Origin of the sequence: Lentilactobacillus kefiri (assembly GCF_007989105.1) — a bacterium.
Lineage (GTDB): Bacteria > Bacillota > Bacilli > Lactobacillales > Lactobacillaceae > Lentilactobacillus > Lentilactobacillus kefiri.
On record NZ_BJVK01000023.1, the window covers coordinates 1 to 22,521 of the forward strand.

General features: G+C 41.0%; 21 protein-coding genes and 2 other annotated features. Of the genes, 19 read left to right on the forward strand and 2 right to left on the reverse strand.

The features are described 5' to 3' along the window. Window positions 1-7: 7 nt before the first annotated feature. Window positions 8-619: a 30S ribosomal protein S4 gene (gene rpsD, locus LKE01_RS08155; RefSeq protein ID WP_013727707.1), complete on the reverse strand. Its 612-nt coding sequence runs from the start codon at window positions 617-619 to the stop codon at window positions 8-10. 191 nt (window positions 620-810) lie between these two features. Beyond that, window positions 811-1,275, reverse strand: coding sequence for a free L-methionine (R)-S-oxide reductase MsrC (gene msrC, locus LKE01_RS08160; protein ID WP_056982458.1), 465 nt, complete (start codon window positions 1,273-1,275; stop codon window positions 811-813). A 164-nt stretch (window positions 1,276-1,439) separates the two neighbouring features. Here msrC and ezrA point away from each other — a divergent pair, with 164 nt between their 5' ends. The 19 genes from ezrA (at window position 1,440) to LKE01_RS08255 (ending at window position 22,491) form a co-directional block, all read left to right on the forward strand. Then, complete coding sequence (ezrA, locus tag LKE01_RS08165; RefSeq protein ID WP_056982460.1) at window positions 1,440-3,176, forward strand: septation ring formation regulator EzrA; 1,737 nt, start codon at window positions 1,440-1,442, stop codon at window positions 3,174-3,176. A 167-nt stretch (window positions 3,177-3,343) separates the two neighbouring features. Continuing rightward, complete coding sequence (locus tag LKE01_RS08170) at window positions 3,344-4,489, forward strand: cysteine desulfurase family protein (RefSeq protein ID WP_056982462.1); 1,146 nt, start codon at window positions 3,344-3,346, stop codon at window positions 4,487-4,489. Between the two features lie 8 nt (window positions 4,490-4,497). After that, entirely contained in the window at window positions 4,498-5,715 is a 1,218-nt protein-coding gene (thiI, locus tag LKE01_RS08175) for a tRNA uracil 4-sulfurtransferase ThiI (RefSeq protein ID WP_056982464.1), read from the forward strand. A 74-nt stretch (window positions 5,716-5,789) separates the two neighbouring features. After that, window positions 5,790-6,299 carry a thiol peroxidase gene (tpx, locus tag LKE01_RS08180; protein WP_056982466.1) on the forward strand — a complete coding sequence of 170 codons (510 nt, stop codon included), beginning with the start codon at window positions 5,790-5,792 and terminating at the stop codon, window positions 6,297-6,299. A 27-nt stretch (window positions 6,300-6,326) separates the two neighbouring features. Further along, window positions 6,327-6,536, forward strand: a binding site (T-box leader). A gap of 60 nt (window positions 6,537-6,596) precedes the next feature. After that, window positions 6,597-9,257 carry a valine--tRNA ligase gene (locus tag LKE01_RS08185; protein ID WP_056982468.1) on the forward strand — a complete coding sequence of 887 codons (2,661 nt, stop codon included), beginning with the start codon at window positions 6,597-6,599 and terminating at the stop codon, window positions 9,255-9,257. 112 nt (window positions 9,258-9,369) lie between these two features. Next, window positions 9,370-10,701: a bifunctional folylpolyglutamate synthase/dihydrofolate synthase gene (locus LKE01_RS08190; protein WP_054769365.1), complete on the forward strand. Its 1,332-nt coding sequence runs from the start codon at window positions 9,370-9,372 to the stop codon at window positions 10,699-10,701. A gap of 137 nt (window positions 10,702-10,838) precedes the next feature. Beyond that, window positions 10,839-11,846 carry a rod shape-determining protein gene (locus LKE01_RS08195; RefSeq protein WP_275452997.1) on the forward strand — a complete coding sequence of 336 codons (1,008 nt, stop codon included), beginning with the start codon at window positions 10,839-10,841 and terminating at the stop codon, window positions 11,844-11,846. A 41-nt stretch (window positions 11,847-11,887) separates the two neighbouring features. Then, the gene (gene mreC, locus LKE01_RS08200) at window positions 11,888-12,736 is read left to right on the forward strand and encodes a rod shape-determining protein MreC (RefSeq protein WP_179286816.1); all 849 of its coding nucleotides are present in this window, start codon (window positions 11,888-11,890) and stop codon (window positions 12,734-12,736) included. Window positions 12,737-12,752: 16 nt separating this feature from the next. Next, window positions 12,753-13,277, forward strand: a complete 525-nt coding sequence (mreD, locus tag LKE01_RS08205) for a rod shape-determining protein MreD (protein ID WP_056982474.1) — start codon at window positions 12,753-12,755, stop codon at window positions 13,275-13,277. Between the two features lie 15 nt (window positions 13,278-13,292). Further along, on the forward strand, window positions 13,293-13,976 hold the full coding sequence (locus LKE01_RS08210) for a septum site-determining protein MinC (protein WP_056982476.1): 684 nt from the start codon (window positions 13,293-13,295) through the stop codon (window positions 13,974-13,976). Further along, complete coding sequence (gene minD, locus LKE01_RS08215) at window positions 13,969-14,775, forward strand: septum site-determining protein MinD (RefSeq protein WP_054769368.1); 807 nt, start codon at window positions 13,969-13,971, stop codon at window positions 14,773-14,775. The genes LKE01_RS08210 and minD overlap by 8 nt, the downstream gene beginning before the upstream one ends. Before the next feature lie 57 nt (window positions 14,776-14,832). Then, window positions 14,833-15,072: a binding site (T-box leader), on the forward strand. 163 nt (window positions 15,073-15,235) lie between these two features. Next, entirely contained in the window at window positions 15,236-15,880 is a 645-nt protein-coding gene (locus LKE01_RS08220) for an amino acid ABC transporter permease (RefSeq protein WP_056982478.1), read from the forward strand. A 12-nt stretch (window positions 15,881-15,892) separates the two neighbouring features. Further along, entirely contained in the window at window positions 15,893-16,528 is a 636-nt protein-coding gene (locus LKE01_RS08225) for an amino acid ABC transporter ATP-binding protein (RefSeq protein ID WP_054769369.1), read from the forward strand. A 10-nt stretch (window positions 16,529-16,538) separates the two neighbouring features. Then, the gene (locus LKE01_RS08230; protein WP_056982480.1) at window positions 16,539-17,402 is read left to right on the forward strand and encodes an amino acid ABC transporter substrate-binding protein; all 864 of its coding nucleotides are present in this window, start codon (window positions 16,539-16,541) and stop codon (window positions 17,400-17,402) included. A gap of 169 nt (window positions 17,403-17,571) precedes the next feature. Continuing rightward, complete coding sequence (yfmF, locus tag LKE01_RS08235) at window positions 17,572-18,840, forward strand: EF-P 5-aminopentanol modification-associated protein YfmF (protein ID WP_056982483.1); 1,269 nt, start codon at window positions 17,572-17,574, stop codon at window positions 18,838-18,840. Beyond that, complete coding sequence (yfmH, locus tag LKE01_RS08240) at window positions 18,840-20,132, forward strand: EF-P 5-aminopentanol modification-associated protein YfmH (RefSeq protein ID WP_056982485.1); 1,293 nt, start codon at window positions 18,840-18,842, stop codon at window positions 20,130-20,132. Before yfmF ends, yfmH begins: the two co-directional genes overlap by 1 nt. A gap of 95 nt (window positions 20,133-20,227) precedes the next feature. Continuing rightward, window positions 20,228-21,301: a helix-turn-helix domain-containing protein gene (locus LKE01_RS08245; RefSeq protein WP_056982487.1), complete on the forward strand. Its 1,074-nt coding sequence runs from the start codon at window positions 20,228-20,230 to the stop codon at window positions 21,299-21,301. 17 nt (window positions 21,302-21,318) lie between these two features. Beyond that, window positions 21,319-21,900: a CDP-diacylglycerol--glycerol-3-phosphate 3-phosphatidyltransferase gene (gene pgsA / locus LKE01_RS08250; RefSeq protein ID WP_056982489.1), complete on the forward strand. Its 582-nt coding sequence runs from the start codon at window positions 21,319-21,321 to the stop codon at window positions 21,898-21,900. 120 nt (window positions 21,901-22,020) lie between these two features. After that, window positions 22,021-22,491, forward strand: coding sequence for a nicotinamide-nucleotide amidohydrolase family protein (locus tag LKE01_RS08255; RefSeq protein ID WP_054769370.1), 471 nt, complete (start codon window positions 22,021-22,023; stop codon window positions 22,489-22,491). Window positions 22,492-22,521: the final 30 nt, after the last annotated feature.

The window sequence follows — 22,521 nt, forward strand, 5'->3', positions numbered from 1 at the left end:
TGATTTATTAACCTAACTTGTTGTAGTATTCAACAATAAGTGATTCGTCAATATCAGCGTCAAGTTCTTCACGTTGTGGAAGACGAACTAATGATCCTTCAAGCTTGTCTGCATCGAAGCTGACGTATTGTGGACGACCCACAACGGCTTCAACAGCATCCTTGATAACTTGGAGGTCTTTTGACTTCTCACGAACGGAGATTACTTGACCAGGTTGTACTTCATATGATGGAATATCAACACGTTTGCCATCAACAGTGATGTGACCATGGTTTACTAATTGACGAGCTTGACGACGAGTAGTAGCCAAACCTAAACGGTAAACCATGTTATCCAAACGCTCTTCAAGTAAGATCATGAAGTTAACACCATGTTTACCTTCACGGATTTTACCAGCACGAACGAACAAGTTACTGAATTGACGTTCAGTAAGTCCGTACATGTAACGAAGCTTTTGCTTTTCGTGTAATTGTAAACCATATTCTGAAAGTTTTGAACGACGGCCTTGACCGTGATCACCAGGAGCATAAGGACGACGTGAAAGTTCTTTACCAGTACCTGATAAAGAGATACCCAAACGACGTGAAATTCTCCAACTTGGACCTGTATATCTTGACATAAGTAATCCTCCAATATTTTTTTGGAGTAAAATAAGCCATTGCAGACTTAGTATTCGTGCATGTTGCTTTGCTCTTTCGCTCAAGCAGCCGATTGAGTTACTTGCAGAACCAATTAAATGGCAACAACATGTTGACGAGCTTACCGTCTACTGCTGCGTTATTTTACACAAACACCATTGTATAAAGAATCCTACACTAAGTCAACATGTTTGACGAAGATATCCGCAAACTGGTTAAGATTTTTTTCGTCTTCCTCTGAAAAGCGGTCCAAAATAGGTGAATCAATATCCAATACACCGATTGCTTTGCCATCTTTAAATAATGGAACAACAATTTCAGACTTGGAGTTTGCATCACAGGCAATGTGGCCGGCAAACTGATGAACGTCTGCCACTCGAAGTGAGTGCTTTTCCTTGAGGGCCGTCCCACAGACACCGTCGCCATTCTTAATGTGCATGCAGGCAACATTTCCTTGGAAGGGGCCAAGGATCAGTTCATCTTTATCGGCAACGTAGCGGTAAAAGCCGACCCAATTGATATCTTCCAAACTGATATTTAGCAAGGCTGCGGCATTGGCCATGTTTGAAATCAAATCGGTTTCATTGGTTAGCAGGGCATCGAGTTGTTGATTGACAAGATTTGTAACGTTTTGCATAATTGTTTTCCTCACTTCAAAAATAATATGGTGAAAGCTATCTACTATGATATAATTCAACTTAGAGCACATTAATTGGCTATTCATACATATTAAATTGTTTTGGGCAATTTTACTACAATAATGTACCATTTTATATCTTTATTTCTGAAGGATGGGATCGAATGCTTACTTTGTTGATTGGAATCATTGTATTGGTTGGGGCGGGTTACCTTGGGTTTGTTTTCTATCAAAGACGAACTATCAAGATGGCAACCGATGTTTATGAAAATAAACGGGATTTAAATAAAATTCCGTTGGATGATGAGTTTGCGCTTGCTAAGAAAATGAACTTAACGGGTGAATCTCACAAAAAGTATGATCAATTGTATAACAAGTACCAACAATACAAGAATCAGATGCTGCCAAATATTGATGAGGGGATTTCGGCAGTCAAAGAAGACGGTAAGGGAATTAACTTCCTAAAGACCAGAAACGATTGGGAAAGTGCCAACAAGGCCATTTCCGATGCTGATTCAACGTTGAAGGAAATTCAGGCCGGCTTGGCGCAACTCTATGATTTGAACAAGCAGCACAAGTTGGCCCTTGAAGAGCTTGAAAAGAAATATAAGCGACTTCGAGAAGATATTTTGAATAAGAATCAATCATTTGGTCCCAGCATTGATAATTTGGAAAAAATGCTTTCCGATATTGAAGGAACTTTTGATGAGTTTACTCAGCTAACCAAGAGTGGGGATCCTAACAGTGCCGAAGAAGTATTGAGCGATCTGAATTCTTCAACTGATAAGTTGGAATCATACATGACCAGAATTCCCAAACTCTATCAAATGCTCTCAAAAGAATTTGTTGAGCAGGTGGCAGAAATTGAGTCTGGTTATAAAGAACTGAAAGCAAAACAATATAACTTCCCCAATGATAAGTTTAACGAGAATATTAAAGGGGTTCGTGATCAGCTCAAAGTTAATACCAACAAGCTGAAAACGCTGGAAGTCGACTCGGTTGAAAAAGCAACCAAGAACATCGCCGACCGAATTGATGACATGTACGATGCCATTGATAAAGAATACAAAGCTCGTCCCGAAGTTGAGAAGAACACGAAGGTCATTGGTGAGTACATTGAACACGTTCGTAAGCAAAACAGTGACCTGCAGTTACGGCTTGAAACCCTCAGCAAAGGTTATGTTTTGAACCATCAAGAAATCGAAAACAATCATCAATACGATCAACAAATTTCAACCATTGAAAAGAAATATTCAGATGCCGTTAATGCCATGCAAAATGGGAAGGCCGTCTTTTCCAGCATCAACGCCGATCAAAAGCAGATGATGAAGACTTTGGGACAGATTGAATCCGAACAAAAAGACTTGTTCCAGTCAACTGTCAAAATTCCTCAAGAGGAGCAGGCTGCTCGAAATGCATTGGCCAAGTTTGATTTGGAGATGCGAAACAAGAAACGCCGCATTGATAATCATAATTTGCCGGGATTATCGGACGATTACCAAGATGCATTCTCCGCGTTTATTCGTGAGATTAATCATTTGGACGATGCCATGAATCAACCACAAATTGATGTTGATGACATTTCCAAGCAACTGATTATCATTCAATCTGACATGGATACTTTGGAAGAAAAGACCGATCAGCTGATTGACGACGCAACGTTGGCAGAGCAGACGATTCAATATGCCAATCGGTTTATCGGCAGCGATTCGGAGATTGCTGCTGCCAGCAAGACCGCTCAAATGTATTTTGATCAGAAGTATGATTATGAACAAAGTTTGAGTATTATTTCCAAAGCATTGGAAAAGCAATCATCAGGGATGTTTACCAAAATCAAAGATGATTATTTCAGTGCCAAGAAACGATTAAAACCCGGAAAAGCACAAGAAGATAACCAATAAGTAGATTCATCAGACGAGGCTGAAATCACAAATTTCAGTTTCGCCTTTTGTTTTCCTAATGGTAAGCCCAGGTCCAAATTGCTTGTTACGTAGCGCTGTTGGGTGTATCATCATGGGAGTTATATTTGTTGGAGTCGAACCAATAAATTTAGAGAAGAAGGTTTCAAATGATTTATTTTGATAATAGTGCCACCACAAAAGTATTACCGGAAGTTCTTGACACTTATAATAAAGTGAGTGAGCAGATTTGGGGGAATCCCTCAAGTCTGCATAATTTTGGTGAACAGGCATTTAATTTGCTGGAACAATCCAGAAAGCAGATTGCCGATTTATTGAAAGTTCAACCAGATGAAATTTACTTTACAAGTGGCGGAACCGAAGGCGACAACTGGGTCATTAAAGGCACCGCAATTGAAAAGCGGGCTTTTGGCAAACATTTGATTACGACTTCTGTTGAACACGCAGCTGTCCGTAACTCATTTGAACAGCTGGAGCAACTAGGGTATGAAGTCACATATTTACCTGTCGATGATGAAGGCCGAATCTCAATTGCCGACTTAAAAGCAGCCATCCGTCCGGATACAACTTTAGTTTCAATCATGGCAGTTAATAATGAAATTGGGACTATCCAACCAATTCAGGAAGCTGCTGAGTTGTTAAAGAACTATCCAAAGATTCATTTCCATATTGATGCGGTTCAGGGTCTCGGAAAAGGGATTCAGGATCAAATTTTCAATGACCGAACCGATTTTGCTGCTTTCTCAGGGCATAAATTCCACGCACCTCGAGGGACTGGCTTTATTTACGGTCGCCGCGGCCGTCGAATTGCGCCATTAATGAATGGTGGCGGTCAGGAAAAGAATCAGCGTTCAGGAACCGAAAATCTGCCGGGAATCGCGGCAATGGCCAAAGCAATCCGTTTGGTTCTTGAAAAAGAACCGAGCGCTGTTGAGACTGAACGCCAAATCAAGCAATTGATTATGGATCACATCAGCAAATTTGATAAAGTGACAATTTTCTCTAAGAACGATGACACGTTTGCCCCACACATTCTGTGCTTTGCAATTCAGGGTGTTCGTGGCGAGACCGTTGTTCACGCATTTGAGAAATATGGCATCTATATTTCAACAACCAGTGCCTGCTCATCAAAGGATCACACCGAATCGGGAACCCTTAATGCAATGAAAGTTCCTGAAAATATTGCTACCAGTGCCGTTCGAATTTCACTTGGAGATCACAATACACTTGATGAAGCCAAACAATTCGTAAAAGTATTTGATCAGTTGTATGAAGAATTTGACAAATTAAGTTAGGAGCAACTATGCATTATACAGAAATTATGGTTCGTTATGGCGAGCTGTCCACAAAGGGCAAGAACAAAAAAGATTTTATTAAGCAGCTTGGAAAAAATGTCCGGGCTGTTTTGCACCCATTTCCCAAACTGGAAGTAAAGGCGCAAAGAGATCGGCTTCATGTGGCCTTGAATGGTGAAGATGACACCAAAGTCATTGATACCTTAAAAGGTGTTTTTGGTATCGAAAACTTTTATCCATCTGTTCAACTTGATAAAGACATGGACGTCATCAAAAAGACGGCCTTGGAAATGGTTAAGGAACAGTATCATGACGGCATGACTTTTAAGATCAATACCCGTCGTCAGGATAAGCATTTTGAATATGATACCAATCAAATTAACAATATGTTGGGGGACTACATTCTTGAAAACGTTGACGGCATTACCGTTGATGTTAAGAAACCCGATATCTCAATCCGGGTAGAAATCCGGATGAACGGTGCGTTTCTTTCTTCCGAAAAGATTCACGGTGCCGGCGGCCTTCCCGTTGGAACCGGTGGTCGAGCTACAATGATGCTTTCGGGTGGAATTGATTCACCAGTTGCCACTTATTTGGCAATGAAGCGTGGCGTTAAAATTGACATGATTCATTTTTACAGTCCACCATATACTGGTGAGCAAGCTTTAAATAAGGCTAAGCAGCTGACATCTGTTTTGGGTAAGTATTCAGGCAATATCCAATTTATTCAAGTGCCATTTACCGAAATTCAGGAAACCATCAAAGAAAAGGTTCCTGAAGGGTATTTGATGACTATTCAACGCCGAATGATGCTGAGAATTGCCGCTCAAATCACCAAGAACCGTCATTGTGACGGTGTCTTTACCGGTGAAGCATTGGGACAGGTAGCATCACAGACTTTGGAAAGCATGATGGCAATTAACGATGTCACCACATTGCCGGTTTTACGGCCGTTGGTTTCGATGGATAAGACGGAGATCATCAAGATTTCCGAAAAGATTAACACTTACGACCTTTCAATCCTGCCATTTGAGGATTGCTGTACAATCTTTACACCGCCGGCACCAAAGACGCGTCCAAGTTTGGAAAAATCACGCAAGTTTGAGAAGTATATTGATGTTGAAGGTCTTATGAAAAAAGCCATCGACAATATCAAAATTACCAATATCAAGCCAGGCGAAGAATTCCTGAACCAAGATCAAGATGTCTTTGCCGAATTACTTTAATCTTTTGATACTTGCGCATTTGGCCAGTTTAGGCTACATTATGTATAAAGTAGTTACACCAAGGGAGTGCTTTTATGGAAATCACTATCAATGGTAAAGAAGAGAGTATGTTTGGCAACCCGCCAGAAGTTGGCGAACAATTGCCAAAGTTTAAGCTTGAAGATGCAGATGGCAACAAAGTAAAAACTGCTGATATTATTGGCCGAATTACTTTGCTCTCCACTGTGCCTGATATTGACACGCCGGTTTGTTCTGTTGAAACCCGGAAGTTTAACCAGGAAGCTGACAAGTTTCCCGACGTCCGTTTTTTAACCGTATCCAACAACACGGTTGAACAGCAAAAAAATTGGTGTGCCGCTCAAGGCGTTGCCAATTTGCAGATGCTGTCCGACGAGAACCTGTCATTAGGCTATGCAATGAAGCTTTATTTGCCTAACTTCGGTGCTTTGGCACGGACGATCTTCATTGTTGACGCAACCGGAAAGATCATTTATCGCCAAGTCGTTTCCGAAATTACCAATGAACCGGATTACGATGATGCGTTAAATGCTTTGAAAAAAGTTGCCAAGCGTGTTGACGATTAAGCAAAACTTGGTTAAGATTAAAATTAAATTAAAGCTTCGAGCAAGAGAGTAACCAGTGGTTTGATTTCAGAAAGAAAATCATTGCTGTGAGATTTTTATCAGCTGCTGTGTAAAAGTAACTTGTGAGCTTCTCGTTCGAATTTGAGAGCGGGTCGGTTTATCAGACCGTTACTATGATATTTAAGTGGGGCTTTTATAGCCCAATTTAGGTGGTACCGCGAGCACTTCGTCCTAATTACAGGATGAAGTGTTTTTTTGTTACATAAAATCGTTTTAAACTTTGAAAGGGGCGACGTCATGTCAGACAAGAAACAGGAAATGTCAACGAAATATGATCCAACTGCTGTTGAAAATGGCAGATATAACGAATGGCTTGAAGAAGGGGTATTTAAACCCAGTGGGGATAAAAAAGCAAAGCCGTTTTCAATTGTTTTGCCACCGCCAAATGTTACTGGGAAACTGCATTTAGGTCATGCTTGGGATACAACGCTTCAAGATATGATTATCAGACGGAAGAGAATGCAGGGATATGATACATTATGGCTTCCAGGAATGGATCATGCCGGAATCGCAACTCAAGCCAAAGTTGAGGCTAAACTCCGTAAACAGGGGATTTCCCGTTATGATTTAGGCCGTGAAAAGTTTGTTGAAAAAGTCTGGGAATGGAAAGATGATTTTGCCCGGACAATCAAAGAACAGTGGGCTAAGCTTGGCTTGTCACTTGATTACAGCCGTGAGCGGTTTACCTTGGACAAAGGTTTGTCCAAAGCCGTTCGTCGAGTCTTTGTCAGCCTTTACAACAAGGGCTTGATTTATCGTGGCGAATACATTATCAACTGGGATCCTCAGGCACGAACTGCTTTATCTGATATCGAAGTTATCCATAAAGACGATAAAGGGGCCTTTTATCACGTTAAGTACCCATTTACCGATGGCACCAAGTTTAACGGTAAAGACTACATTGAGATTGCCACTACCCGTCCTGAAACGATGATGGGTGATACTGCCGTTGCCGTTAACCCTTCAGATGAACGATACAAAGATATCGTTGGTAAAAAAGTCTTGGTTCCACTTGCCAATCGTGAAGTGCCAATCATTGCCGATCAATATGTTGATCCTGACTTTGGAACTGGAATGGTGAAAATCACCCCAGCCCATGATCCTAATGACTTTAAAGTTGGTAACCGTCATGATTTGAAGCGGATCAATACCATGAACGAAGATGCTTCAATGAACGAAAATGCCGGTAAATACGAAGGCATGGACCGTTTTGATGCTCGAAAAGCAATGGTTAAGGATCTTCAAGACCAGGGCTTCATGCTCTCAATTGACCCAATTGTCCATTCAGTTGGTCATTCAGAACGGACCGGGGTTCAAGTTGAAGCCCGATTGTCAACTCAGTGGTTTGTTAAGATGAAGCCACTTGCTGAACAGGCAATCAAGAACCAGGATACTGACGACAAAGTTAACTTCTTCCCAGAACGGTTTGAAGGCACTTTTGAACAGTGGATGGACAACGTTCATGATTGGGTTATTTCACGTCAGTTGTGGTGGGGCCACCAAATCCCTGCTTGGTACAACAAGAAGACCGGTGAAACCTATGTCGGCATGGAAGCTCCTAAAGATGCTGAAAATTGGGATCAGGATCCGGATGTTTTGGATACATGGTTTTCATCAGCTCTTTGGCCATTTTCAACGATGGGCTGGCCTGAAGATACTGAAGACTTTAAGCGATACTTCCCAACCGATACCTTGGTAACCGGTTATGATATTATCTTCTTCTGGGTTTCAAGAATGATTTTCCAAAGCTTGGAATTCACTAAGCGACGACCATTTAAAGATGTCTTATTGCATGGATTAATCCGTGATTCACAAGGCCGTAAGATGTCCAAGTCCCTTGGTAACGGAATTGATCCAATGGACGTGATTGACAAATACGGTGCTGATGCACTTCGCTGGTTCCTTTCAATTGGTGGAACCCCAGGCCAAGATCTGAAGTTTAGCTACGACAAGATGGATTCTGCATGGAACTTCATCAACAAGATTTGGAACGCCAGCCGTTATGTTATCATGAATTTGGACGGCATCGACAAGCCTGAATTACCAGACAAGTCTGAGTGGCAATTATCCGACAAATGGATTTTGAGTCGCTTAAACGCTACCGTCAACCACGTTTCCGATTTGTTTGAAAAGTACAACTTTGGTGAAGCTGACCGTTACTTGTACGATTTCATCTGGAATGATTTCTGTGACTGGTATATTGAAATGAGTAAGGAAGCTCTCAACAGTGATGATGAGAAGCTTAAGAAGAATACCCAAAATATCCTGGCATATGTTTTGGATCAAACATTGCGTTTACTTCAACCAATAATGCCATTTGTGACCGAATATATTTGGCAGATGATGCCACATGACGGCAAGTCATTGGTTACTGCCGCATATCCAGTTGATCATAAAGAATTGGATGATCCAACTTCCGAACATCAAATGAAGTCTTTGATTGATTTGATTAAGGCTGTTAGAAATATTCGAAATGAAGCGAATGCGCCACTTTCTTCTCCAATCGATATGTTAATTCAAACGGATAACGCAACTCTCAAAGGTATCTTTGAGTCTAACCGCGAATACATCGATCGTTTCTGCCATACTCAGAAATTGGAAATCGGTAAAGATATTGAGGCCCCTAAGCTTTCAATGTCAGCTGTGATTACGGATGCAACGGTTTTTGTCCCACTTGCTGAATTAGTTGACTTAAAAGACGAATTAGCACGGGTACAAAAGGACGTTGACAAATTCGAATCAGAGGTTGCCCGTTCAGATAAGAAGTTGGCTAACAAACGCTTTGTCGACAACGCACCGGATGCGGTTGTCGAAGAAGAAAAGGAAAAGCAGGCTGATTACCAATCCAAGCTGGAAGCAGCTAAAGAACGACTTTCACAGATTTCAAGTGAGATGTAAAAATGAATTGATTGTGAGCTAATAATTTCAAAAAACGTGGGACAAAATGCAGTTTCCTGATGATTCCAGGAATCCAAGCCGCATTTTACCCACGTTTTTTAAGGAGAAAAAAATGATTAACACTTATGATGAAGCACTTAACTTTATTCATGGCCGGACAAAGTTCAAGAAAATTCCAACTCTGAAGCGTATGCGCCGATTTTTAGATGAGCTGGGGGCACCGGATAAAAAGATTAACGCGATTCACATTGCCGGCACTAATGGTAAGGGATCCACTTTGGCATTTTTGAGAAATATTTTTCAGGCTGAAGGGAAAACGGTTGGTAGTTTTACCTCACCGTTTTTAATCAAATTTAACGAGCGGATCAGTGTTAACGGTGTCGGTATTTCAGATGCCGAAATTCTTCGACTGACACAAGAACTTTACCCAACCATTGCAAAACTGGACGCTGAACTGCCTGAAGGCGGCCCAACGGAATTTGAGATTGTAACCGCAATGATGTTTAAATACTTTTCAGAGGGGCATGCTGACATTGTCCTGATCGAAGTTGGTTTGGGTGGCCTTTACGATTCGACGAATGTTATCATGCCAAAAGTGTCGGTCATTACCTCAATTGGCTGGGATCACATGCATATTTTGGGAGATACCCTGCCAAAGATTGCTTTTCAAAAAGCCGGTATTATTAAGAAGGGGGTTCCTGTAGTTGTTGGTGGTGTTGACCCCGATCCTTTGCAAGTGATTATCCGACAAGCTCAAAAGATGCAGAGCCCGATTCAGATATTGGGCAAGGACTTTGACGTCAAGGATAATGGTGAAAAGAACTGGTCGCAGTATTTTGACTTTTCTTCCGGTGATTTTCATTTAGACCAAGTGCAGACGTCCTTGATTGGCGATTATCAAACGCATAACGCAGCTTTGGCGATTCAAGCATACATTGAGTACGAAAGCCTTCATCAGCGCAAGGCAGACCCTAAAATCGTCAAAAAGGGCATTGAGTCAACTCGTTGGGCCGGCCGATTTGAAAGAGTTTCGTCAAATCCGACAATTGTCTTGGACGGTGCCCACAACATTTCCGCTGTGAACCTAATTGTCCAGACATTGGAGAACGATTTCTCAAAGGGCCATGTTTATATCCTAATGGGGATTTTGGCTGATAAGCAGGCGGATAAGATGGTTGACAAGATTGCCACTGTCCCAAATGCATCGATCGTTCTTACCCAATTTGCGGGTCCTGGCAAACGGGCTGCGGCCAATCCTGAAAAGCTTGAACACAAACTGGAAACCCATCCGAAAAATGTTTCGGCAATTGATGATTGGCATGAAGCCATTACGGAAATCAAGCGGAAACTGACCGCCGACGATATGCTATTAATTACTGGATCGTTATATTTTATATCGGATGTTCGGAAATATTTAAAACAACCTGATCACAATTTAAAATAACTATTAAATCGGCTTACGTTTCACTTGATTTTATTTATTTTTGAACGCGTTATGATATACTTGTTTCGTTAAACAATAATAAATAAATCTAAAAAAATCGAAAAAATAAGTTGATAGACAACGAAGGGATGGATAACGTGTTTGGATTTGGGGAAAAAAACATAGGAATTGATCTTGGTACCGCCAATACGATCGTTTACGTAGAAGGCAAAGGAATTGTTCTTCGTGAACCTTCAGTGGTTGCTAAGAGTACTAAAAGCGGTGAGGTGATTGCCGTTGGAGCCGAGGCTCGGGCCATGATTGGCCGGACACCAGCAAGTATTCAAGCTGTACGACCAATGAAAGACGGTGTTATCGCAGATTACGATACCACTGTTGCAATGATGAAATACTTTATTCAAAAGGCACTTGGCCACTCATCTGGTAAGCCTTATGTAATGGTTTGTGTTCCAACTGGGATTACCGCTGTTGAAAAGCGGGCAGTCATCGATGCAACTCGAGTTGCCGGTGCCCGTGATGCCTATGTTATTGAAGAACCATTTGCAGCTGCCATTGGTGCCGGTCTTCCAGTGATGGATCCAACCGGTAGTATGGTTGTAGATATTGGTGGTGGGACAACTGATGTTGCCACCATCTCTTTGGGTGGAATTGTTTCCAGCCGTTCAGTTCGAATGGCCGGCGACAAGTTGAACGAATCAATCGCCCAATATGTTCGTCAAAAGTATAACCTGTTGATTGGTGAACGGACATCCGAACAGCTGAAAATTGATATTGGCTCAGCATCTGCTGATGCCGCCAAAGAAATTAAAGCAGTTCCTGTTCGTGGCCGTGATTTGGTTACCGGTCTGCCAACAACTGTCGAAATCAGTGGTACCGATGTTAATAAAGCTATCAACGAATCAGTGATGGCAATTATCGCAACAATTAAGGAAACGCTTGAAGAAACTTCTCCAGAAATTGCTGCCGATGTGATTGATCATGGGATTGTCTTAACTGGTGGTGGTGCTCTGCTCAGAAACATTACAGACGTCATTGCCGAAGCAACCCAAGTACCTGTTTCAATTGCTTCAGATCCACTGGATTGTGTTGCCATTGGTACTGGAGAATCATTAAAGAGCATCAATGTTATGAAAAAGAAACAATAATCAATTAATTGTTGATTATTGAATAACGAATGGAGGCAATTATGCAAAAATTTTTCTCCAGTCGAAAGCTTGTAATTGTCGTAGTATGTTTGATCGTTAGTTTTGGGTTAATGTCACTATCTGTTGCCATTCGAGACAAACGGAACACACCACCGTTGGTACAACAATTTGGAAACGATATTGTTGGATTTGCCGACCGAATTGTAGCAGCCCCGATGAATGGTATTCATCACGGGTTTGTTTCGACTAAGAATCTTTTGAACACTTACCAGGAAAATGCTCGGCTTAAGTCAAAAGTTGATCAACTGACCCAAACACAGGTTAAGGATCAAGTTTTAACCCGAGAGAACAAACAACTAAAGCGTCAATTAAACGTTGGAAGTACTTTGACCGGATACGAAAAGATTAACGCGGCCGTTATTACTCGGACACCTTCAACATGGGCAAGCCAGATTATTATCAATAAGGGTCAGGCTTCTGGAATTAAGAAGAATATGCCTGTGATTGCAGGTCCCGGATTAATAGGGACAGTTGCTGAGGTTAATAAAACCAATAGTAAAGTTGTATTGATTTCAAATACTGCCGAGAATTCGAACCGTTTTGCGATTCAAGTTCTCGGAGACAACTCAAAAGTTGTTAACGGAATTATCACCTCATACGATTCAGCTACCAACCGAATTGTAATGGGCAATATTACATCCAAGGCCAAGCTGTCTGTTGGCAACCGAGTTACCACAAGTGGACTGGGCGGCGTGATTCCGAAGGGAATTTATGTCGGTAAAGTTTCCAAGGTTGCACAGGATGATTATGGTCTTGCCAAAAAAGTATATATTAAACCAGCTGCTAATCTGAACGACATCGAAGTTGTTTCAGTAGCCGTTAGAGATTGATTGGAGGGACAACTAGGTGAAACGAAAAGTTCCTATTGCAATATATTTTGTTATCGGTCAATTCATTGCGTTCTTTCTTGATGGATCTCTGAGCCAAATTTTATCAGGTGTTCTGTTCAAATATCCCAATTCAATGGTTCCATATTTGACGGTTCTCTGGTTGATCTTGGCAGCGTTCTTTGGCAACGTTAAGAAATTGCATCTCTATACTTGGGCAGCAATTATTGGGTTTATATTTGATATGTACTACACCGGTTTGTTTGGTGTTTATGTTTTTATTTTTCCGTTAGTTGTTTATTTATGTCAAATGGTATACCAAATTTTGCCACCAAACTTCATGAGTGGCTTTTTGGTGTATTTTTTAGGAATCACAGTCTTAGTTAGCCTTGGGTATATGGCCAATGCGTTTATTGGGGAAACCGATTCATCAATTGCACAGTTTTTAGTTAATACATTGGCACCTACACTAGCACTCAATCTGGTTTTGCTGGCAATTGTTTACTTTCCGGTTGAGACACTATATAGGACTCACAGGCAATAAAAAGGAGAGTAGACAATGCACGATGCAGCCGTTTTGAAAGGCACCAAGGATGGTTATGAAATCATCTTAGACGAAAATGCCAATCGTAAAGACATTTTTGCCTCGCTTAGAAAGCTTTTGGATAGTTTAAAGACCCAGACCGCTTCTACAAACCCACAAACAATCGCTTTTGATATTTATACCGGGATGCGATTGTGGCCGGCAGCCGATCGGTCTGAACTCGAAAAGATCTTTTCGGACTATTCATATTTCACTGTTCACAAGATAACCTCCGATGTCATCACCAAGGAAGAGTCTAAGCGAATCCTTGAGCAGTCCAGTGTCCATATCATTGATAAAGTGATTCGCAATGGCCAGGAAGAACACGTTCAAGGTGATGTCCTATTCTTAGGAACCGTTCATGAAGGTGGAAAGTTATTTGTCGGCGGCAATATCTTCGTTCTGGGGAATATCGAAGGGATTGTTCAGGCTGGAGCCCCGGATTTGGAAGATAAAATGATTATTGGGGATGTACATAATGCTCAACAGGTTCGAATTGGTGAGCAGTTTGAAATTCTGGCTGATACAAATCGGGAAATGAACAGCGGCACAGTTATTTATGTGAATGACCTGCACGTTTTGGATTATGGAAAAGTTGAGGATCTTAAACAAATTAATCCCAAGTTTTACAATCAGATAGGAGGAGTCATCAATGGGTAAGGCTTACGTTATAACATCAGGTAAAGGGGGAGTTGGTAAGACAACTTCTTCAGCTAATATCGGAACGGCATTAGCCATGATGGGCAAAAAGGTGTGTCTCTTGGATCTTGATATCGGCCTCCGGAACTTGGATGTTGTGCTGGGACTCGACAATCGGATTATGTATGACATCGTCGATGTTGCCAACGGCCGGGCTAAACTGAGCCAAGCTCTTGTTAAAGATAAGCGTTTTGATGACTTGCTTTACTTGCTTCCAGCTGCCCAAAATACCGATAAAACAGCTTTAAATGAAGATCAGGTCCGAGAAATTGTTGATGATTTAAAACCTGACTTTGATTTTATTTTGATTGATTGCCCAGCTGGAATCGAACAAGGATTTATGAATGCGATTGCTGGTGCCGACAGTGCCATTATCGTTACAACTCCTGAAATTTCCGCTGTTCGGGATGCCGATCGGGTTGTTGGATTGCTTGAACAACATCCTCTACAGGAACAGCCACATTTGATTATCAACCGAATTCGTCAACATATGATGAAGGACGGTTCAGTTATGGATGTCGATGAAATTACCCACCATCTTGGCGTTGAATTATTAGGAATTGTCTTTGATGACGATGCAGTCATTACAACTTCCAACAATGGTGAGCCGGTGGTTCTCCAAGCCGAGAATCCAGCTGGTCAGGGATATTGTGACATTGCCCGCAGACTAGTTGGAGAGTCAGTTCCTTTGATGGAAATTAAGGATGAAGAAAAGCTTTCATTCTGGCAAAAGATCGGTCATTGGTTCCACAAAGGATAAAAGTCCTTGACGGGAAACCAAATTACGATTATTATAAATTTAACTTAATTAAAGATTTTAAAGACGTTGATCAGAACCGATCAGCATTTCAAATTACAGAGAGCCCATCAAGGTGGAAGTTGGGTATTTGATTGTTGGTCGTCACATCTGTGAGTCATTTTTCTGAATGTTTAGTAGGAAAAAGCGGTAAGCACGTTATTGCTGAAGTTTAGTATTATTTGATATTAAACCCATTGAGGCTTTTCACATGAGTGGAAGGTAAATCTGAGGTGGAACCGCGAAAAATTCGTCCTCTTAAGTCAATTATGGCTTAAGAGGATTTTTTGTTTTCGTGAAATAATCCTAAACTTCGTAAGGCAGCAAGTGTGAACTTGTTACAAATTGAGGTGGAACCGCGAAAACCATCGTCCTCTTGAGTAAATCGAATACTCAAGGGGATTTTTTTATGGAGGGATGTCAAATGATTCAATATATTCAAGAAATTTTACCAGCACTATTATCTGGAACCAAAATGACTTTATCAATTTTCTTTTGGACTTTGATTTGTTCAATTCCACTGGGAGCTTTGATCGGGTTAGGACTGATTCAGAGGTTCAAGCCGTTAACCTGGCTGTTGAACTTTTACGTATGGATCATGCGTGGAACACCATTATTACTGCAATTAATTTTCGTCTTTTATGGTTTACCAATTATTCATATTGTTTTCCAACGTTATGATGCAGCCTTGTTTGCTTTCATTTTGAATTACACCGCTTATTTCGGGGAAATCTTCAGAGGTGGATTCCAATCAGTTCCCAAAGGACAATTTGAAAGTGCAAAGGTTCTTCGACTCACTTATAGTCAAACAATTCGTAAGATTGTGATCCCACAAGTTTTCAAAATTGTGCTTCCATCAATTGGAAATGAAGTCATCAATTTGGTGAAGGATTCATCATTGGTTTACGTCATTGGATTGGGCGACTTGTTGAGAGCCGGAAATGTTGCAACTGCCAGAGATGTGACGCTGCTGCCATTGATTTTAGTTGGTATCATTTATCTCGCGTTGACGGCGGTTTGCACGATTGTGTTGAAGCTGATTGAAAAACGTGAAAATGTTTGGCGATAGGAGGGGATTAGCATGCTGGAAATTAAAAATTTAACTAAACGGTTTGGCGATCGAACAATTATTGATAATCTGACAATGACGGTCAAAGATAACGAGATCATGGCAATTGTTGGTCCTTCCGGAGCCGGAAAGACAACTTTGCTTCGATGTATCACCGGCCTGGAATCAGTCAATAAAGGTGAGTTCTTCTGGAATGGCAATCAATTTGATCCAACCAATACCACTCAAAAAGACACAATCATCGGAGTTGTTTTCCAGGATTACCAACTGTTTCCTAATTTGACAGTGCTTGGAAATATAACTCTGGCACCAACAATGGTTAAAAAAGAACCAATGGCTGACGTTAAAAAATATGCTCGTGAATTATTAAGCCGGTTGGGACTTGAAGGCAAGGAAAACTTGTATCCTTATCAGCTCTCCGGAGGCCAAAAGCAACGGGTTGCGATCGTTCGTGCATTGGCCATGCAGCCTAAGATCCTTTGTTATGATGAACCAACTTCAGCATTGGATCCAGCGTTGAGAGATGAAGTTGCCCAAATCATTTTGGATCTTAAGAAACAGGAAATGACCCAAATCGTTGTCACTCATGATATGGATTTTGCAAAGAATGTTGCCAATGAAATTCAGCAGGTTAAACAAATTCAGTAGGAGGGGTAAAATGTTGAAATCATTTAAAAGATTATTACTGGTTACCAGTCTCCTTCTGATTACGTTGGGCTTGTCCGGATGTGGGGTTCGATATGTTAGCCGACAAGGTTCACAAGAAAATCCGGATACTTGGTCAACTGTCTCCAAACAGAAAAAAATTGTTGTCGGCTTGGATGACAGCTTTGTTCCGATGGGATTTCAAACTAAGAGCGGTAAAATTGTTGGTTATGATGTTGATGTGGCCAAAGCGGTTTTCAAGCAATATGGGATTAAAGTTGACTTTCAGCCAATTGATTGGTCAATGAATGTGACTGAGTTGCGAAATGGAACCATTGATTTAATTTGGAATGGATTCTCAATTAATCCTCAACGGGCCAAAAAGATTACATTCAGTGAACCTTACCTGATTAATGATCAAGTTTTGGTATCCAAGAAAAACCAGCACATTAAGAGCTTCGCTGATATGAAGGGTAAGGTTGCCGGCGTGCAAAGCGGATCCGCTGGAGCCATGGACATTGATAATCAACCGAAGCTGCTCAAGGATAAGATTAAAGGTCACCAACCAATTCTGTACGATACATTTACCGATGCGTTCATTGATTTGAACGCCAACCGAATTCAGGGATTGCTGATCGATAGTATTTATGCAGGATATTACCTCAAACACCAGCCAAATGAATCCAGTTTTACTTCGACACCAAGTGAATTTCCAAAAGAAGAATATGCCGTTGGAATGCGTAAAGGTGATACTGTTTTAAAGAAAAAGATTGACCAGGGATTAAACCGACTTGCCAAAAACGGTGAGCTCCACAAGATTAATATGAAATGGTTTGGGACTGACCGTGGCAGTCCATTAATGAAAAATGCAAAGTAGTTGACCCATACAAACTTCCAATTATGATTGGGAGTTTTTTGTTTGTCATTAACAGGCAATTGACTTTATCGTTTAATTCTCTATTTTTCCTTATAATTCGCGGTTTGTATTGAGATTTTAATGTTTTTATTTTATTATGAAATTTGTGACTAATTGAGGAGGAAACTCAGTGAAATACGAGATTGCAAAAGGAATTGGCCTAACGACGATTCCAACAACTAAATTTAAAAATAGTAAGATCATCATTAACTTTACGTTTCGGGCTCATCATGAGAACTATGCCAAGCTGGCTTTGTTGGCTGAACTTCTTGAAAACTGTTCCGCAAAGTATGACAGTGAATTACTTGTGTCCCGTCAACTTTCAAAAATGTATGGTGCAAGTTTTGGTGTAACGGTCCTTCGTTATGGAAATCAACATACATTGCAAGTTTCAATAACCTTTCCCAACGATAAATATCTTCCTCCCAAGAGTGAATTGACTTCCGAAATTTTGGATTTTCTGCGGGAAATGATTGAAGACCCATTTGTCGATGGCGACCAGTTTAACCTAGCCTATTTTCGAATTCACCAAAACAACATGGTGAATTATTTGGACTCAATTCAGGATAACAAAGGATTCTTCTCAACCTTGCAACTTCAAAAGTTGTATTATTCAAACGATCAGGATCATGGCAGCTTCTTGATGGGAACTCCCAAAGAAACGAAGGCCATTACCTCTCCAAAGCTGTATGAGTTTTATGGCCAAGTCCTTTCCCAATCAAAGATTTCGATTTTGGTCGGCGGCGATCTTGATGAAAACGTTGTGGTTAACGGATTTAAAAAATTCCGATCATTCGTTGACCGGACACCGGATACTTTTGATTTGAAAGTAGTCCCAGACAACGTTGAAAAGGTTCAACGGGGAACTAAAAATATTGCCGGCTCCCAATCGGTTTTAAGCATTGCTTATCGTTTGCCGATTTATTTTGGGGATGCCCAATACTTTCCAGCCGTCATCTTTAATCAGTTGTTTGGTGGATCAAGCAGATCCTTGCTGTTTACAAATGTCCGTGAAAAAAACAGTATGGCTTACGATATTCACAGCAGTTACAATTCCCTGGTTGGAATGGCCAGTGTTCAAGCCGGAATTGATTACAAGAACGAAGAGCGGGTAACGGAAATGGTCGCAGAGCAGTTAAAACAAATGATTGACGGTCACTATTCCGATGAACTATTGGAAGGCGTCAAACAAGCGCTGATCAATCAGCATCGCTCCGAAGCCGATCATCTCAGCGCCCTTATTGAAAAGCAGTACGTTCAGCAGATCATGGGCTTTAGCCTAAGTGACGCAGACTGGGAGTCTCAAGTTGAGGCAGTCAATCGGGAACAGATTTCCGAAGTTGCCAAGCAGATGTCCTTAAGGGCCGTTTACCAACTTAATAGCAGGGGGCAATCATAATGGAATTAATTGACTATCCCAATTACAACGAGAAATTATATGTTCAAAAACTTGCGAATGGTCTGACGGTTTATCTTCAGCCAAAAGCAGGATTTAACAAAACAACTGCTGTTCTTGGCGTAAATTATGGTTCAATTGACAGTGAATTTATGCTGAATGGTGAAAAGGTTGTTCAACCGGCTGGAATTGCGCACTTCCTCGAGCACAAAATGTTCGACAAAAAAGACTATGACGTCTTTGAGTTGTTCAATAAAACCGGTGCCCGTTCAAACGCATTTACCAGCTTTACCAAAACCAACTATCTGTTCTCAACGGCCGAGTCTGTCAAAGAGAACTTGGATATTTTATTGGACTTTGTCCAGATTCCATATTTTACCCAACAAAAAGTTGAACGTGAAAAAGGGATTATTGATCAAGAAATTAATATGTATAAAAATGATCCGGATAATCAGGCATATTTTGAGACAATTGCCAATTTGTACCCGCATTCTGTTTTGTCCAACGATATTGCAGGGGACGTTCCTTCGGTTGATAAGATCACCCTTGAAGATGTTGAACTTGCATATAACACATTTTATCGTCCCGAAAATATGAGCTTGTTTATCGCAGGCAAATTAGATCCCGATCAGACACTTGAATGGATTGAGGCTAATCAAGCCCGCAAGCAATCACCAGAACCGGTGACTGTCAAAAGACTGATGACATTACCGCAGACTGATTCGGAAGGCATTCATCGTTCAACAATGGATGTATCCAGACCAAAAGTGACTTTGGGACTTCGTGGAAACGATCCGGTTCCAAAGGGTCGTGAAGGACTCAAGTATGAAATTGCAATTTCGGCCATGTTTGACCTGTTTTTGAGTGAAAACTCGATTGAATATGATAAACTGTATCATGATGAAATCATTGATGACTCGTTTTCTTGGGAGTTTGAAAACGAACGCGGCTTTCATTTTGCCGTCATCAGTTGTGATACAACTCAGCCGCTTGAATTAATTAAGCGATTGAAGGAAATCATTTCGACTATTCCCGACAAAATCCACAATTTAACCAGCGAATTTCAGCTGCAAAAAAATGAGTTGTTTGGAAATTATATCGAGATGATGGATTCCGAAGAAACAATTAGTGGTCAATTTGACGGGTTCATAGGTGAACCTGTTACAATATATGATGAAGTTGAGATATTAAAATCAATGACGTTAGATGACGTTGCAGCTGTTGCCACCGACTTTTTGAAGACGGCAACTGTTCAAGAAGGCCTGATTCAAAATCATGAACAGCCAACTGATTGATTTATAATACTTACTTTATGAATTACTTAAATTAATAACCATTTACCTTATGATATACTTTAGATATAAGACAAATAATTCAATGGAGAATGAGTATGAGCGACGAAAAAGATAGTTTAACAATTGGAAAGAAATTACACGATGCCCGAGTTGCAAAGGGCTACACTTTAGATGACCTGCAAAAGAACACCAAGATTCAAAAACGTTATTTGATTGCAATTGAAGACAACGATTTTGATTCTTTACCCGGTGAATTCTATGTCCGGGCCTTTGTCAAACAGTATGCTGATTCAGTTGGTTTGGATGGTAGTGAATTGCTGAGTCAGTTTGATACCAAATTACCAGATACGGAAGATCCCGAGTACGTTGATCGAGTTAATGACGACAATCCAGAGACCCGTTCTGCCCAACGAAAAGTTGAGGAACGAAATGATAAGCTGCGTCGTTATATCCCAATCATTTCAGTGTCCGTAGTGGTCCTGATTATTTTGATTGCCATTTGGGTTGCGGCTGCCAGGAGTACTCGAAACACAGCTAAGACGCAAATTGAAACCAGTAAGGTTTCGGTTTCAGGCAACAAATCCGCCAGTTCCAAATCATCAAGTACCAAGAAGCCTAAGACAACTAAGAAGTCCAGCGGGGTTACTTTCAAGAAGGTCACTGCTTCAGGCAGTAACATTACTTATCAGGTAACCGGGACATCTGGCAAGGTACCTTTGAAGATTGCCGCAACTGGAACTGCCAGCGCATGGACATCCGTTTCTGCGGATGGGACATCATTGTGGCAGGCATCATTGACCAGTGGCAAATCACATACCATTTCTTTGCCAAGCAGCACGAATACCGTTACGATTAATGCCGGAAATGCGGAAGCTACTCAAATCACGGTTGATGGCAAGAAGCTGAAGTTAGCTGCTCCTTTAAACAGTGGTTCAACTCAGGTTCGGGTTATTACCTTACAATTTGGTAAGTCAAGCTCTTCAGCATCAAGCAGCAGTTCAAGTTCTGCAGCTACCAGCTCATCCACAACAACTACTGGGACCACCGGTACAACAGGAACCTCTTCTACAACCGGTACTAATAGTGGCACCACCGGTACCACAAGTGGAACCGGAACAACTGGTACAAGTACCGATAACAGTAATACCGGCACTACCAATAGTTATTAATCAGCTGGAGGTTAAACATGAATTTACCTAATAAGTTAACAATGTTTAGAATTATTTTGATACCGTTTTTTATCTTAATTCTTGCAGTCCCAATTCTTTCAGGGAGTGTTGTTTGGGCTGGAACAACGATTAGTATGACCAGATTAATTGCCACCATCATTTTTGTTGCTGCATCCTTAACTGATTTTCTGGATGGCCAAATTGCTCGTCGAAAGCACTTGGTTACCAATTTTGGTAAGTTTGCGGATCCACTGGCAGATAAAATGTTGGTCATGACCGCTTTTCTATTTTTAGTTGGCCTTGGCGATGTTCCTGCTTGGGTCGCCGCAATTATCGTTTGTCGTGAACTGGCTGTTACCGGCTTACGTCTGATTGTTGCCGAAAACCAAGGGCAGGTAATTGCTGCTGCATGGCCTGGCAAGATCAAGACGACCACCCAAATGTTGGCCATCATCCTGTTATTCTTAAATAACGTTTTATTCAGTGCAATTAATATCCCAATGGGATTGATTCTGTTATATACTTGCTTGTTCTTTACGATTTATTCAGGAATTGATTATTTCGTCCAAAACCGTTCAGTATTTTCAGATTCATTTTAAACACGACAGTTGCCGGAAGGTTCATGAAAATGAGTCTTTCGGCTTTTGTGTATTTTTTGAGCAGAAAAAGAAAATATTTTGTTGATTGTTCGTAACTAATAATTAGAAGGAGCAGTAAAGATGACTTTAGAACAAACGTTAGTAAATGAACTTTTATCTCGACACATCACGATCACGGCCGCAGAGAGTCTGACAGCTGGAGAATTCCAAAGTACGCTTGGCAACGTTCCGGGAGTCTCAGAAGTTTTTGAAGGAGGATTTGTCACCTATTCGAATAAAGTGAAAGAACAGCTTTTACACATTCCAAGTGATGTGATTGATGAAAACGGGGTTGTCAGCAAGCCAACTGCGATTTGGATGGCAAATCAGGCTCGAAGTATTATGAATAAAGATCTGGCAGTTTCATTTACTGGGGTTGCCGGGCCTGACACTTTGGAGGGAAATCCTGCTGGAACGGTTTGGATAGGGGTTGCCTATGGCACACAACAAACTTATGCAAAGAAATTTCAGTTTAAAGGTGAACGAAACGAGATCCGCCACGCTTCAGTGAATGCGGGGCTTCAGATGGCTTTGGATATGATTCATAAATAATCTTAATCGAACTTTTGTTCGCATTTTTAT